Here is a 13881-nt window from a genome sequence, read left to right as displayed (position 1 = left end):
GTGATTTATGGTGCGAGGGGGGGGACTTGAACCCCCACGTCCGTAAGGACACTAACACCTGAAGCTAGCGCGTCTACCAATTCCGCCACCTTCGCATACCATCGACACTGTAAAAGTATCGTAACCACGGAGGCGCATTCTAGATGTTTTCAGCTTTACGTCAACAGAAAAATGCGCACGCTGTTTTGATTGCTGCAAAAATGGCCGATGGTAGCGCCCGGTTTTGCCGGATAGCGGTTACGCGTATCCGGCCTGCCAGATAAGGGGATTACTTCTTAGCCTGACGCGTCATCACGGTGCGGTAAACCTTAAAGCGACCCGTCTGGGCGATGACTTCATGGAAGCCAAAGGTTTCATCCAGCACTTTCGGGTACGGCAAGAAGGCGTTAGCCACGATACGCAGTTCACCCCCGCTGTTCAGATGACGTACTGCACCACGGATCAGCGTTTGCGCCGCTTCAAGGCTGGTTTCCATACCATCGTGGAACGGTGGGTTGGAGATGATCATGTCGAAACGGCCATTCACGTCAGAGAAGACGTTGCTGGCAAACACGTCGCCTTCCAGGCCATTTGCGGCAAGCGTTGCGCGGCTTGCTTCAACCGCCGGGGCGCTCACATCGCACAGGGTTAAGCGCACTTTTGGCGAATGGCTCGCCAGTACGGTCGCCAGTACACCCGCGCCACAGCCGACGTCCAGCACTTTGCCTTTCGTATGCGGCGTCAGGGTGGAGAGCAGCAGCTGACTGCCCACGTCCAGACCGTCGCGGCTGAAGACGCCTGGCAGAGTTTTAATGGTCAGACCGTCAAGCTGATACTCATCCCAGAATTTCTCAGCATCAAAGGTCGCCTGTTTCTCCAGACGGCCGTGATACAGGCCACAGCGACGGGCGCTGTCGATTTTATTCAGCTGCGCATAGCCTTCCAGCATCTGTTCTGCGCTACGAACGCCGCTGCGGTTCTCACCGACCACGAAAATATCGCAGCCAACGGGCAGCAGAGAAAGCAGGTTCATCAGCTGGAACTGGGCTTCTGGCTTGTTCTTCGGCCAGTAGTAGATGAGCGTGTCGCAGTCGGCGATGTCGCTCTGTTCAGCGACCAGGCTAAAGCGCGCGCGGTCGTCCATCTGGCGGCTCAGTACCTGCCAGTGGTGGTAGTATTGGGTGTGGGCACGGCTTTCAGCACAGTCGAAACGTGCGGGCAGGTCATCCTGCATATCTCCGGCAAACAGAATACGGCTTTCTTCGAAATCATCACTGTGACGCAGCAAGACTTCACTTGCCGGGGTAAATGCAGACATGAATTGTTCCTCAATTAACTCAGGCGGGGATTATAGTAGGTAGATGGCGCAGTTTCGACACATTTGCTATATTTGCGCGCCTGAGAGACAGGAGTTTTCCCTATGACATCCCGACGAGACTGGCAGTTGCAGCAACTGGGCATCACCCAGTGGGCCTTGCGTCGCCCGACGGCGTTGCAGGGCGAAATCGCCATCTCCATCCCTGCGCACGTCCGGCTGGTGATGGTGGCGGAGCAACTCCCTGCCCTGAATGAACCCCTTATTGGTGATGTCCTTCGTAGCCTGAAGCTGACCACTGAACAGGTTTTACAGCTTACGCCAGACAGGGTCACCATGCTGCCATCCGACAGCCGCTGCAACAGCTGGCGTATGGGAGACATCGATGGGGTCTCCCTTGAAGGGAGCCAGATCTGCTCGCCAGCGCTGGACGAACTGAAAGCCAACCCAAAAGCGCGCAGCGCGCTATGGCAACAAATCTGCGAATATGAACACGATTTCTTCCCTCACGACGCCTGATCTGACCGCGGCGTACGCGATTGAAACGCGCGCCCATGCTTTTCCATGGAGCGAAAAAACCCTCGCCAGCAATCAGGGCGAGCGTTATCTGAATTACCGTCTGGACGTCGACGGCACGATGGCCGCTTTTGCCATCACGCAGGTCGTTCTGGACGAAGCGACGCTGTTTAATATCGCGGTTGATCCCGCGTATCAGCGCCGGGGGCTGGGAAGAGAACTGCTTGAGCATCTCATTCGCGAGCTCGAAACCCGTGACGTTTTCACCCTGTGGCTGGAGGTGCGCGCGTCGAATGTCGCCGCCATCGCACTCTATGAAAGCTTAGGCTTTAACGAGGCGACTATCCGCCGTAACTACTACCCCACCGCAGAGGGACGTGAAGACGCCATCATAATGGCTCTGCCGCTTGGATAACTAAAATAAGGTTGTAACGATGAAATGGGACTGGATTTTCTTTGATGCCGACGAAACGCTGTTTACGTTTGACTCGTTTGGCGGCCTACAGCGGATGTTTCTCGATTATAGCGTTACCTTCACCGCTGAAGACTTTCAGGACTATCAGGCGGTAAACAAACCGCTGTGGGTGGATTACCAGAACGGTGCCATCACCGCGTTACAGCTGCAGCACCAGCGCTTTGATGTCTGGGCCGAGCGGTTAAACGTCAGCCCGGGTGCGCTTAACGATGCCTTCCTTAATGCCATGGCGGATATCTGCGCGCCGTTGCCGGGCGCGGTTTCCCTGCTGGACGCCCTGAAGGGCAAGGCGAAGCTGGGCATTATTACCAACGGTTTTACCGCCCTTCAGCAGATCCGCCTTGAGCGTACGGGCCTGCGCGATCATTTTGACGCGCTGGTGATCTCTGAAGAGGTGGGCGTACCTAAGCCGGATCCGCGTATTTTTGATTATGCGCTGGAACAAGCGGGCAATCCCGATCGTGAACGTGTGCTGATGGTCGGGGACACCGCGGAGTCGGATATTCGTGGCGGGATGAACGCCGGCCTGTCGACCGTCTGGCTGAATGCACACGGTCGCACGTTGCCGGAAGGTATCCAGCCGACCTGGACCGTCACGTCATTGAACGAACTGGAGCAGCTCCTGTGTAAACAATGATTGCCTGCCCCCCATTGATGGGTAAAATAGCCGCATTTTTCGTATCCCATGATGCGCGGCCTGACGCCGCGCTTATATAGAAGATTTCATTATGACGTTGTCTCCTTATCTGCAAGAGGTGGCCAGGCGCCGTACTTTTGCCATTATCTCTCACCCGGATGCCGGTAAAACGACCATCACCGAGAAGGTGTTACTGTTCGGACAGGCGATTCAGACTGCGGGTACCGTAAAAGGCCGTGGTTCCAACCAGCATGCAAAATCTGACTGGATGGAGATGGAAAAGCAGCGTGGTATTTCCATTACCACCTCCGTGATGCAGTTCCCGTATCATGATTGCCTGGTCAACCTGCTGGATACCCCAGGGCACGAAGACTTCTCGGAAGATACCTACCGTACGCTGACGGCGGTGGACTGCTGTCTGATGGTCATCGACGCCGCGAAAGGGGTAGAAGATCGTACCCGTAAGCTGATGGAAGTTACCCGTCTGCGCGATACGCCGATCCTCACCTTTATGAACAAACTCGACCGTGACATCCGCGACCCGATGGAGCTGATGGATGAAGTGGAAAACGAGCTGAAAATTGCCTGTGCGCCTATCACCTGGCCCATTGGCTGCGGCAAGCTGTTCAAGGGTGTCTATCACCTTTATAAAGACGAAACCTATCTTTACCAGACCGGTAAAGGCCATACCATTCAGGAAGTCCGTATCGTAAAAGGTCTGGATAACCCGGAGCTGGATGCGGCTGTGGGTGAAGAGCTGGCCGCGCAGCTGCGTGACGAGCTGGAGCTGGTTCAAGGTGCATCTCACGAATTCGACAGAGAGCTGTTCCTGAGCGGTGAAATCACCCCGGTCTTCTTTGGTACCGCGCTGGGTAACTTCGGCGTTGACCATATGCTTGATGGGCTGGTGGAGTGGGCGCCACAACCGATGTCACGTAAAACTGACACCCGTGAAGTGGAAGCGAAAGAAGAGAAGTTCACCGGTTTCGTCTTTAAAATTCAGGCCAACATGGACCCGAAACACCGTGACCGCGTCGCCTTTATGCGCGTGGTGTCCGGTAAGTATGAAAAGGGCATGAAGCTGCGTCAGGTACGTATCGGTAAAGATGTGGTGATCTCCGACGCGCTGACCTTTATGGCGGGCGACCGTTCGCACGTTGAAGAAGCCTATCCGGGCGACATCATCGGTCTGCACAACCACGGTACGATTCAGATCGGCGATACCTTCACCCAGGGTGAAATGATGAAGTTCACCGGTATTCCGAACTTCGCACCGGAACTGTTCCGTCGAATTCGCCTGCGCGATCCGCTGAAGCAGAAACAGCTGCTGAAAGGGCTGGTTCAGCTTTCCGAAGAGGGCGCAGTCCAGGTGTTCCGCCCAATCGCTAACAACGATCTGATCGTAGGCGCTGTCGGTGTGCTGCAGTTCGACGTGGTCGTTGCGCGTCTGAAGAGCGAGTACAACGTGGAAGCGATCTATGAATCGGTTAACGTGGCGACCGCGCGCTGGGTAGAGTGTTCTGACGTGAAGAAATTCGAAGAATTCAAACGTAAGAACGAAGTGCAGCTGGCGCTGGATGGCGGTGATAACCTGACGTATATCGCCCCAACCATGGTCAACCTGAACCTGACTCAGGAACGTTATCCTGATGTCCAGTTCCGCAAAACGCGCGAACACTGATCCCCTCTCAGAGCACGGCAATCGCCGTGCTCTTCTTTATTTCCTGTCTTATTAATCTCTTGCGGAATGTTCTTAATTCAACATTATTTCGCGTCTTTTGCTCGTTTTTTACCCAAATCTGAAAGCGGCACTGTGAGAGTGATCTATATTTAACTCAGTGTTTAACACCGGGCGTGGATGAATTAACTGTTCAATGCATGACTTTGGGTTCTCCATTTTGCCCGTGTGTTTATTCGCAATATATAAAACTAGCAATTAGGGAAGTATGTCGCCCGAATGACGGGTATACACAGGAATACATCGATGAATATGACAAGACTGAAGATTTCTAAAACTCTGCTGGCTGTGACACTGGGTAGCGTCCTGGTAAGTGGTTCTGCTCTGGCTGAAACCAGCACTATGGATAAAGCGCAGTCCACCGCCGATACCGCAGGGCAAAAAATCGATAGCTCTATGAATAAAGTCGGTAATTTCATGGATGACAGCTCAATCACAGCAAAAGTGAAAGCCGCACTGGTGGATGATGAAGCTATCAAGAGCACCGATATTTCCGTTAAAACTGACAAGAAAGTTGTCACCCTGAGTGGTTTTGTAGAAAGCCAGGCCCAGGCCGAACAGGCGGTAAAAGTGGCGAAGGGTGTTGAAGGTGTAGCGTCCGTGAGCGACAAACTGCACGTTCGGGACAGCAAAAACGCGTCGGTGAAAGGTTATGCCGGAGATGCAGCCACCACCAGCGAAATCAAAGCTAAACTTTTAGCAGATGACATCGTGCCATCTCGTAAAGTGAAAGTGGAAACCACCGATGGCGTGGTTCAGCTTTCCGGTACGGTCGATTCTCAGGCGCAAAGTGAGCGCGCCGAGTCCATCGCGAAAGCGATCGATGGTGTTAAAAGCGTTAAAAACGATCTGAAAACGAAGTAAATCTGCACCATTCGCCCGTCTGGCTAACGTCAGCGGGCGAAATAAAAATGACTCTGGAAAATCGCCGGTGAGTGACCTGAGCGCGCTCACATTTAGCGGCCGACATTAACTATGGTAAAGGAGAAGCTTATGTTTCGTTGGGGCATTATATTTCTGGTTATCGCGTTAATTGCCGCCGCATTGGGCTTTGGTGGTCTGGCAGGTACAGCGGCATGGGCAGCAAAAATTGTCTTTGTCGTGGGTATTATTCTGTTCCTGGTCAGCCTGTTTACGGGTCGTCGACGTCCGTAGCAAACGCAATATTCCTTCAACAAAAAAAAGCCAGTCCTCGTGACTGGCTTTTTCTTGTTTCAGTCGCTGGTCGGGTGCGCTACTGTGTCATAACAGAAAAATGAAAACAGGAAAGCAGAGGTGGGGCAACGAATTCCCGTTACGCTCGGCAATATTGCGCCGCTGGCGTTAAAGCCGTTTCGCGCAGGCCCGCTTGCGCTGGTGTGTGAAGGTGGCGGACAGCGCGGCATTTTTACGGCCGGTGTGCTGGACGAGTTTATGCGCGCGCAATTCAACCCGTTTGACCTGTACTTCGGGACCTCTGCCGGGGCGCAAAACCTCTCTGCTTATGTCTGTAACCAGCCCGGCTACGCGCGAAAAGTGATCATGCGCTACACCACGGCGAAAGAATTTTTCAACCCGGTGCGCTTTGTGCGCGGCGGGAACCTGATTGACCTCGACTGGCTGCTGGATTCGACCTCAAGCCAGATGCCGCTGGCAATGGATACGGCGGCGCGCCTGTTCGACAGCGGAAAAGAGTTCTGGATGTGCGCCAGCCGTGGTGATGACTACACGCCGGGCTATTTCTCTCCTCAAAAAGAGAACTGGCTGGATATCATTCGCGCCTCTAGCGCCATTCCCGGTTTCTATCGTTCCGGCGCACTGCTGGACGGCATCAGCTATCTGGACGGCGGCATCAGTGACGCGGTGCCGGTACAGGAAGCTGCGCGACGCGGGGCAAACACCATTGTGGTGATCCGCACCGTCCCGTCGCAAATGTACTATACCCCGCAATGGTTTAAACGCATGGAGCGTTGGTTAGGCGACAGCAGCCTGCAACACCTGGTCAACATCGCGAAGCAGCATGAAACGACCTACGGCGCCATGCAGCGCTTTATTGAAAAACCGCCGGGTAAGCTGCGTATATTTGAAATTTACCCGCCTAAGCCGCTGGTCAGTATGGCGCTGGGCAGCCGCGTTCCTGCGCTGCGTACCGATTATAAAACGGGGCGTCTGTGCGGGCGTTACTTCCTGGCGACAATAGGCAAACTGCTGGCTGAACAACCGCCTATACATCGTCATAAAGCCATTATTACCCCACCGGCGGTGGTGGCGAATGATGCGCTGGCGATGCCGCTGGTGGATGCTCCGCAGGCGAATGACGCATTGTTAGATAATGAGGATCTGGCGTGACGTACCGGTTTATCGATACCCACTGTCATTTTGATTTTCCACCGTTTACGGGGGATGAAGAGCAAAGCATCACGCGAGCTGCACAAGCCGGCGTAGAGGCGATAATTGTGCCGGCGGTTGAAGCGGCATACTTTGAGCGGGTACTGGATCTCTCAAGGCGGCACCAGGCGCTGTACGCCGCGCTCGGCCTGCATCCCATTGTGATTGAACACCATCTTGATGAGCATATCGACGCGCTGGACGCCATTGTGCAGACGGCTGGCGACAAACTTGTCGCCATCGGTGAGATCGGCCTCGATCTCTATCGCGACGATCCGCAGTTTGCGCGCCAGCAGACGATCCTTGATGCGCAGCTGCGTCTGGCGAAGCGCCACGAGCTGCCGGTGATCCTTCACTCCCGTCGAACCCATGACAAACTGGCAATGCATCTGAAGCGTATCGATCTTCCGCGAAGGGGCGTTGTGCACGGTTTTTCAGGGAGCCTGCAGCAGGCGCAGCGCTTTATTGCGCTGGGCTATAAAATTGGCGTCGGGGGTACCATCACCTATCCACGCGCCAGTAAAACCCGCGATGTGATGGCGCAGCTGCCGCTCGAAGCATTATTACTGGAAACCGACGCACCGGATATGCCGCTCAACGGTTTTCAGGGGCAGCCAAATCGCCCGGAGCAGGCCGCTCGGGTCTTTGACGCGCTTTGTGAGCTGCGTGAGGAGCCGGAAGAGGTGATTGCGCATGCCCTGCTGGAGAATACCCGCGCGGTATTTGGTATCACGCTATAGATAAAGCGCCGGTCGGATCACCACGATCTGCTGTTGTTCCAGCGCCCGCGCCAGCGGCTCAATATCTTCTGGCGTGGCGCTGCGCCAGGACGCCGCCTCACCGTAAACGCCGTGAGCATGAAAGGCGTTAATGCGTACCGGGACATTGCCCAGCGCGTGGATAAACGCCGTCAGCGCTTTGAGATGCTCCAGATAATCGCACTGCTCCGGGATCACCAGTAATCGCAGTTCCGCCAGCCGCTGGTGGTGTGCCAGCCAGCGGATACTGTGCTTAATCTGCGGATTTTCGCGTCCGGTCAGGAAGCGATGGTGTTCGTTCCCCCAGGCCTTCAAATCCACCATTGCCCCGTCGAATACCGGCAGCAGTTTTTGCCAGCCGGTTTCCCCTAACAGACCGTTGCTGTCCACCAGACACGTCAGGTGTTGCAGGGCGGGATCGGCTTTGATCGCCGTGAAGAGCGCCACCAGGAACGGTAGCTGCGTTGTCGCTTCACCGCCGCTCACGGTAATACCTTCAATAAAGGGTGCGGATTTAGAGAGCTGAGTGAGGATCTCGTCGACGCTAAAACGGTGCGCCATTGGCGTTGCCTGCTGCTGGCACAACTGCAGGCAGGTATCACACTGCTGACACTGACTCTCCTGCCACCAGACCCGCCCGGCCTGTATGTTCAGCGCATCGTGCGGGCAGTGGGGTACGCAGTCGCCACAGTCATTGCAGCGTCCGATGGTCCACGGATTGTGGCAGGTTTTGCAGCGCAGGTTGCACCCCTGGAGAAACAGAGCCAGGCGGCTGCCCGGCCCGTCCACGCAGGAGAAGGGGATCACCTGACTAACTAAAGCGCATCTGCTGTTCATGGCTTATCACGCGTGGCTGGCGCTCCAGGATGCGGGTATGTCGGGCGGCTTCTTCTCCAAGCCAGGTGGTGTTAGTGCGTGACCCTGCTTCACGGTATTTCTCCAGGTCGGACAACCGCACCATATATCCGGTCACGCGTACCAGATCGTTACCGGCCACGTTGGCGGTGAACTCCCGCATTCCGGCATTGAACGCACCCAGACACAGTTGTACCACGGCCTGTGGGTTGCGTTTTACCGTCTCGTCCAGCGTCAGGATGTCGCTAATCCCGGCGTGATAGTGCTTGTGGTGTGGCGCCACGCTCAGCAGGTGGTTAATCGGGTCCGGCTCTTCCCCGTAAGGCAACCGCGCGCCCGGCGTCGTACCGATATCAGAGCTTATTCCGGACTGGGCATGCAGCATCGCACGCTTTTTCCAGCCGTATTTCACCGGCGTGCTTTCAACAAACGCCGCGAGCTGCTCGCTGATGCGATACCCCAGCGCGTTGGCCTGGTCGTCTTTACCGTAGCGGCCCGGTGACCCCGCTTTCTCGCACAGCATGTTCACCGCTTCGGCCAGGCCGTACATGCCGAACATCGGCACAAAGCGGTCGGGATCAATCAGCCCCTCTTTGACGAGGAAGCTATTCTCAAAGAAGCCGGATTTTTGATACAGGAACTCGCAGCGGGCATTGATGACGGCCAGTTGCTGCTGGCAGTAGTGGGGCAACGTACGGGTAAAAAAGTCGTCGGGCGAGTCGCTGTGTTCGGCAATGGCCTTCAGGTTCAGGCGCACCAGCGTGCTGCCACCGCCTGCCAGCGGCAGGGAGTTGTAACAACTCACGATACCATAACGGCCTTTTGTGAAAATTTTATCATTTACCGGGCCGTTAGAAATATGGGGTTTGCTGCATTCACAGAGGTTTTCGGCCACCCTGAGCAGCAGCGAATCTGGCGTGATATCGGGATCATAAATAAAGGTCAGATTGGGTGCGACCTGCTTCAGCTCTGCATCAGCGCGTAAAATCGCGCGGGTAACGGGCGTGTCCGCCGGGCCAATATTGGCATGCATAAACGCATCAGGAAGCGTTCTGTCGAGATAGCGCCAGAAACGTTTTATTCGGCTATCGATTTCTTCTTGTGTTAGAATCCTAACATACGGTTGCAGTAATGCATCAAGATGACCGAGGAAGACCGGCATCGATGTGACAGAAGGAACATGGTGGTACAGGATGGTCAGCAGTGAGAGCGCGTCATCCAGATCCTTTGCCCCTTCCAGTTCCAGCCATGCCGAGCCGTTGGCGAGGAATCTGGCGTAATCAGGCAGAACATAGCGCGGTTTATAAGGCGCATGGCCTTCGAACATGTCGCAGATAAATCCCTCTTCCAGCGCGGTGCGAGCGGCCTGAGGCAGCGCGGGGTAGGGAAGATGGTTCTCCGCCTCCAGCGCCAGAAAATGACGTTTTTGCTCGGGGGTCAATACCGGGCTTGTCACAATTTGCTGGCAACGTTGTTGCAGTGCGTGAGGGCTGGCGTGGGACATATTCGCTTCCTTTATGGTTCTGCGGATGATGACCGAATTGTAGGAAGTCATCCCGGGGGGACTTTTGATCCCACACCGGGTATCGCTGCTTTAATCAGCAGCGACAGCAGTAAAGTTTGAAGTTCATCTCATTACAGTAATGCAAATTTGTACGCAGTTTTCATTAACTGTGATGAATGTCGAAGTGTAAGTGCGGCTGGATGTTAGAATAGTCACAGACCGCAAGGTGAAATTTATACGGCGATGCCGTTGGAGAATGTTATGACCGATTTAACTGCAAGCAGCCTGCGCGCGTTGAAACTGATGGACCTGACCACCCTGAATGATGACGACACCAATGAGAAAGTCATCGCCCTGTGCCATCAGGCGAAAACGCCCGTCGGGAACACTGCAGCCGTCTGTATCTACCCGCGCTTTATCCCCATTGCCCGTAAGACGCTGAAAGAGCAGGGCACGCCGGATGTACGCATTGCAACCGTGACTAACTTCCCGCACGGCAATGACGACATCGAGATTGCGCTGGCTGAAACCCGCGCGGCCATCGCGTACGGTGCTGACGAAGTGGACGTGGTATTCCCGTACCGTGCGCTGATCGCCGGTAACGAGCAGGTTGGTTTTGACCTGGTGAAAGCGTGTAAAGACGCTTGTGCTGCGGCAAACGTGCTGCTGAAAGTGATCATCGAAACCGGTGAGCTGAAAGAAGAAGCGCTGATCCGTAAAGCGTCTGAAATCTCCATCAACGCGGGTGCGGATTTCATCAAAACCTCTACCGGTAAAGTGCCGGTGAACGCAACGCCGGAAAGCGCGCGCATCATGATGGAAGTGATCCGTGATATGGGCGTGGAAAAAACCGTAGGCTTCAAACCTGCGGGCGGCGTGCGCACGGCTGAAGATGCGCAGCAGTTCCTGGCGATTGCCGACGAACTGTTTGGCCCGGCGTGGGCGGATTCCCGTCACTATCGCTTTGGTGCATCCAGCCTGCTGGCGAGCCTGCTGAAAGCGCTGGGTCACGGCGACGGTAAGAGCGCAAGCAGCTACTGATTTTTATCCTGCGGCGGGCCATCCGCCGCATTTAACCTGTTTTCTCGGGGGTTACCGTGTTTCTCGCACAAGAAATTATTCGTAAAAAACGTGATGGTCATGCATTAAGCGACGAAGAGATCCGCTTCTTTATCAATGGCATTCGTGATAACACCATCTCTGAAGGGCAGATTGCTGCTCTGGCGATGACCATTTTCTTCCACGATATGTCGATGCCTGAGCGTGTATCGCTGACCATGGCGATGCGAGATTCAGGAACCGTTCTGGACTGGAAAAGCCTGAACCTCAACGGCCCGATTGTGGATAAACACTCAACCGGCGGTGTAGGTGACGTGACGTCACTGATGCTGGGCCCAATGGTGGCGGCCTGTGGTGGTTATATCCCCATGATCTCCGGGCGTGGCCTGGGACATACCGGCGGTACGCTCGACAAACTGGAAGCCATCCCGGGCTTCGATATCTTCCCGGATGACAATCGCTTCCGCGACATTATTAAAGACGTTGGTGTGGCGATTATCGGCCAGACCAGCTCTCTTGCTCCTGCAGACAAGCGCTTCTACGCGACCCGCGATATCACCGCGACCGTCGACTCTATTCCCCTGATTACCGCCTCTATCCTCGCCAAGAAACTGGCGGAAGGCCTGGATGCGCTGGTCATGGATGTGAAAGTGGGCAGCGGCGCCTTTATGCCGACCTATGAGCTTTCCGCGGCGCTGGCAGAAGCCATTGTGGGCGTCTCCAACGGTGCGGGCGTGCGTACTACCGCCCTGCTGACGGACATGAACCAGGTGCTGGCGTCCAGCGCAGGCAACGCTGTGGAAGTGCGTGAAGCCGTGCAGTTCCTCACCGGTGAATACCGGAACCCGCGTCTGCTCGATGTCACCATGGCCCTGTGCGTGGAGATGCTGATCTCCGGCAAGCTCGCCAGCGATGATGCCGACGCACGCGCCAAACTTCAGGCGGTGCTGGATAACGGCAAAGCGGCAGAGATCTTCGGCCGCATGGTAGCGGCGCAGAAAGGCCCGACCGACTTCGTGGAACACTACGCGAAATACCTGCCAACGGCGACGCTCAGCAAAGCGGTCTACGCCGATACCGAAGGCTTTGTCTCGGCGATGGATACGCGCGCGCTCGGCATGGCGGTCGTGTCGATGGGCGGCGGTCGTCGTCAGGCCTCGGACACCATTGATTACAGCGTCGGCTTTACCGATATGGCGCGTCTGGGTGACAGCGTCGATGGTCAACGTCCGCTGGCCGTGATCCACGCGAAAGATGAAGCCAGCTGGCAGGAAGCGGCAAAGGCGGTGAAAGCGGCCATTACGCTTGATGATAAAGCACCGCAAAGCACACCGACTGTCTATCGCCGTATCACCGAATAGCGGTATACTGATCTGATCGATAATTTTTGAAGCACTACGTACGGAGAACAATTATGAAACGTGCATTTATTATGGTGCTGGACTCATTCGGCATCGGCGCAACCGAAGATGCAGAACGTTTTGGTGACGTGGGTTCCGATACCATGGGTCACATCGCTGAAGCCTGTGCGAAAGGCGAAGCGGACAACGGTCGTAAAGGCCCTCTGACTCTGCCAAACCTGACCCGTCTGGGTCTGGTGAAAGCCCATGAAGGTTCTACCGGTAAAATTGCAGCCGGTATGGACGGCAATGCGGAAGTGGTAGGCGCGTACGCCTGGGCGCACGAGCTCTCTTCCGGTAAAGATACCCCGTCTGGCCACTGGGAGATCGCCGGCGTGCCGGTTCTCTTCGACTGGGGTTACTTCTCCGATCACGAGAACAGCTTCCCGCAGGAGCTGCTGGACAAGCTGGTTAAGCGTGCCAATCTGCCGGGCTACCTCGGTAACTGCCACTCTTCCGGTACCGTGATTCTGGACGAACTCGGTGAAGAGCACATGAAAACCGGCAAGCCGATTTTCTACACCTCTGCCGACTCCGTATTCCAGATTGCCTGCCACGAAGAGACCTTTGGCCTGGATAAGCTTTACGAGCTGTGCGAAATCGCACGTGAAGAGCTGACAGAAGGCGGCTATAACATCGGTCGCGTGATTGCACGTCCGTTTATCGGTGATAAAGCGGGTAACTTCCAGCGCACTGGTAACCGTCATGACCTGGCCGTTGAGCCACCGGCACCGACCGTACTGCAGAAGCTGGTTGACGAGAAAGACGGCCATGTGGTGTCCGTGGGGAAAATTGCAGACATCTATGCCAACTGCGGTATCACCAAAAAAGTGAAAGCCACCGGTCTGGATGCGCTGTTTGACGCCACCATCAAAGAGATGAAAGAAGCGGGTGACAAGACTATCGTCTTCACCAACTTCGTGGACTTCGACTCCTCCTGGGGCCACCGTCGTGACGTGGCCGGTTATGCCGCGGGCCTGGAACTGTTTGACCGCCGTCTGCCGGAGCTGATGGAGCTGGTGGGTGAAGATGACATTCTGATCCTGACCGCCGACCACGGCTGCGACCCAACCTGGGCCGGTACCGACCACACACGCGAGCACATTCCTGTGCTGGTGTACGGCCCGAAAGTGAAACCTGGCTCACTGGGCCACCGTGAAACCTTCGCCGATATCGGTCAGACTATTGCGAAATACTTTGGTACGTCCGACATGGAATATGGCAAGGCCATGTTCTAAACACATCCGGGCGTATCCCCTCTCCCTCCGGGAGAGGGAG

14 protein-coding genes and 1 tRNA gene are annotated in these 13881 nt (G+C 55.6%); 11 read left to right on the top strand and 4 right to left on the bottom strand.

The genetic code is table 11. The features are described 5' to 3' along the window. Positions 1-8: 8 nt before the first annotated feature. Positions 9-95: transfer RNA gene (locus tag L466_RS01990), tRNA-Leu, on the bottom strand. Between the two features lie 173 nt (positions 96-268). Beyond that, a complete protein-coding gene (rsmC, locus tag L466_RS01995) occupies positions 269-1297 on the bottom strand; it encodes a 16S rRNA (guanine(1207)-N(2))-methyltransferase RsmC (protein WP_014168516.1) in 1029 nt (342 codons plus the stop codon). A gap of 102 nt (positions 1298-1399) precedes the next feature. Here rsmC and L466_RS02000 point away from each other — a divergent pair, with 102 nt between their 5' ends. From L466_RS02000 to L466_RS02035, 8 genes are all read left to right on the top strand, one after another. Further along, positions 1400-1813, top strand: a complete 414-nt coding sequence (locus L466_RS02000; protein ID WP_032681703.1) for a DNA polymerase III subunit psi — start codon at positions 1400-1402, stop codon at positions 1811-1813. Beyond that, positions 1782-2225: a ribosomal protein S18-alanine N-acetyltransferase gene (gene rimI / locus L466_RS02005; RefSeq protein WP_020885288.1), complete on the top strand. Its 444-nt coding sequence runs from the start codon at positions 1782-1784 to the stop codon at positions 2223-2225. The genes L466_RS02000 and rimI overlap by 32 nt, the downstream gene beginning before the upstream one ends. A 19-nt stretch (positions 2226-2244) precedes the next feature. Then, positions 2245-2922: a pyrimidine 5'-nucleotidase gene (gene yjjG, locus L466_RS02010; protein ID WP_014168519.1), complete on the top strand. Its 678-nt coding sequence runs from the start codon at positions 2245-2247 to the stop codon at positions 2920-2922. Positions 2923-3013: 91 nt separating this feature from the next. Next, positions 3014-4603: a peptide chain release factor 3 gene (gene prfC / locus L466_RS02015; protein ID WP_014168520.1), complete on the top strand. Its 1590-nt coding sequence runs from the start codon at positions 3014-3016 to the stop codon at positions 4601-4603. 303 nt (positions 4604-4906) lie between these two features. After that, positions 4907-5524: a molecular chaperone OsmY gene (osmY, locus tag L466_RS02020; protein WP_032681701.1), complete on the top strand. Its 618-nt coding sequence runs from the start codon at positions 4907-4909 to the stop codon at positions 5522-5524. Positions 5525-5653: 129 nt separating this feature from the next. Further along, positions 5654-5815, top strand: coding sequence for a DUF1328 domain-containing protein (locus L466_RS02025; RefSeq protein WP_003856556.1), 162 nt, complete (start codon positions 5654-5656; stop codon positions 5813-5815). Positions 5816-5935: 120 nt separating this feature from the next. Beyond that, positions 5936-6988, top strand: a complete 1053-nt coding sequence (locus L466_RS02030) for a patatin-like phospholipase family protein (protein WP_020885286.1) — start codon at positions 5936-5938, stop codon at positions 6986-6988. Beyond that, a complete protein-coding gene (locus tag L466_RS02035) occupies positions 6985-7767 on the top strand; it encodes a TatD family hydrolase (RefSeq protein WP_032681700.1) in 783 nt (260 codons plus the stop codon). Before L466_RS02030 ends, L466_RS02035 begins: the two co-directional genes overlap by 4 nt. Here the strand turns inward: L466_RS02035 and L466_RS02040 are convergent. Both L466_RS02040 and L466_RS02045 read right to left on the bottom strand, forming a co-directional pair. Then, a complete protein-coding gene (locus tag L466_RS02040; RefSeq protein WP_020885284.1) occupies positions 7762-8622 on the bottom strand; it encodes a YjjW family glycine radical enzyme activase in 861 nt (286 codons plus the stop codon). The genes L466_RS02035 and L466_RS02040 overlap by 6 nt on opposite strands. Beyond that, complete coding sequence (locus L466_RS02045; protein ID WP_032681699.1) at positions 8597-10144, bottom strand: YjjI family glycine radical enzyme; 1548 nt, start codon at positions 10142-10144, stop codon at positions 8597-8599. Before L466_RS02045 ends, L466_RS02040 begins: the two co-directional genes overlap by 26 nt. Before the next feature lie 261 nt (positions 10145-10405). Between L466_RS02045 and deoC the strand changes: the two genes are divergently transcribed. The 3 genes from deoC to deoB are packed head-to-tail and all read left to right on the top strand — an operon-like array spanning position 10406 to position 13841. Continuing rightward, positions 10406-11185: a deoxyribose-phosphate aldolase gene (gene deoC, locus L466_RS02050; RefSeq protein WP_020885282.1), complete on the top strand. Its 780-nt coding sequence runs from the start codon at positions 10406-10408 to the stop codon at positions 11183-11185. A gap of 56 nt (positions 11186-11241) precedes the next feature. Continuing rightward, a complete protein-coding gene (deoA, locus tag L466_RS02055; protein WP_020885281.1) occupies positions 11242-12564 on the top strand; it encodes a thymidine phosphorylase in 1323 nt (440 codons plus the stop codon). Between the two features lie 53 nt (positions 12565-12617). Then, complete coding sequence (gene deoB / locus L466_RS02060; protein ID WP_032681698.1) at positions 12618-13841, top strand: phosphopentomutase; 1224 nt, start codon at positions 12618-12620, stop codon at positions 13839-13841. Positions 13842-13881: the final 40 nt, after the last annotated feature.

This window comes from Enterobacter sp. BIDMC 30, assembly GCF_000534355.1.
GTDB lineage: Bacteria > Pseudomonadota > Gammaproteobacteria > Enterobacterales > Enterobacteriaceae > Enterobacter > Enterobacter ludwigii.
Note: the sequence above shows the minus strand (reverse complement) of the source record. Positions and strands in the feature narration are given on the sequence as shown.

Bases quoted from the DNA above. Each gene is read 5' to 3' on its own strand.
- L466_RS02000 (WP_032681703.1), top strand. From the start codon at position 1,400: ATGACATCCCGACGAGACTGGCAGTTGCAGCAACTGGGCATCACCCAG.
- osmY (WP_032681701.1), top strand. From the start codon at position 4,907: ATGAATATGACAAGACTGAAGATTTCTAAAACTCTGCTGGCTGTGACA.
- deoB (WP_032681698.1), top strand. From the start codon at position 12,618: ATGAAACGTGCATTTATTATGGTGCTGGACTCATTCGGCATCGGCGCA.
- prfC (WP_014168520.1), top strand. From the start codon at position 3,014: ATGACGTTGTCTCCTTATCTGCAAGAGGTGGCCAGGCGCCGTACTTTT.
- L466_RS02045 (WP_032681699.1), bottom strand. From the start codon at position 10,144: ATGTCCCACGCCAGCCCTCACGCACTGCAACAACGTTGCCAGCAAATT.
- yjjG (WP_014168519.1), top strand. From the start codon at position 2,245: ATGAAATGGGACTGGATTTTCTTTGATGCCGACGAAACGCTGTTTACG.
- L466_RS02040 (WP_020885284.1), bottom strand. From the start codon at position 8,622: ATGAACAGCAGATGCGCTTTAGTTAGTCAGGTGATCCCCTTCTCCTGC.
- L466_RS02025 (WP_003856556.1), top strand. From the start codon at position 5,654: ATGTTTCGTTGGGGCATTATATTTCTGGTTATCGCGTTAATTGCCGCC.
- rimI (WP_020885288.1), top strand. From the start codon at position 1,782: ATGAACACGATTTCTTCCCTCACGACGCCTGATCTGACCGCGGCGTAC.
- deoC (WP_020885282.1), top strand. From the start codon at position 10,406: ATGACCGATTTAACTGCAAGCAGCCTGCGCGCGTTGAAACTGATGGAC.
- rsmC (WP_014168516.1), bottom strand. From the start codon at position 1,297: ATGTCTGCATTTACCCCGGCAAGTGAAGTCTTGCTGCGTCACAGTGAT.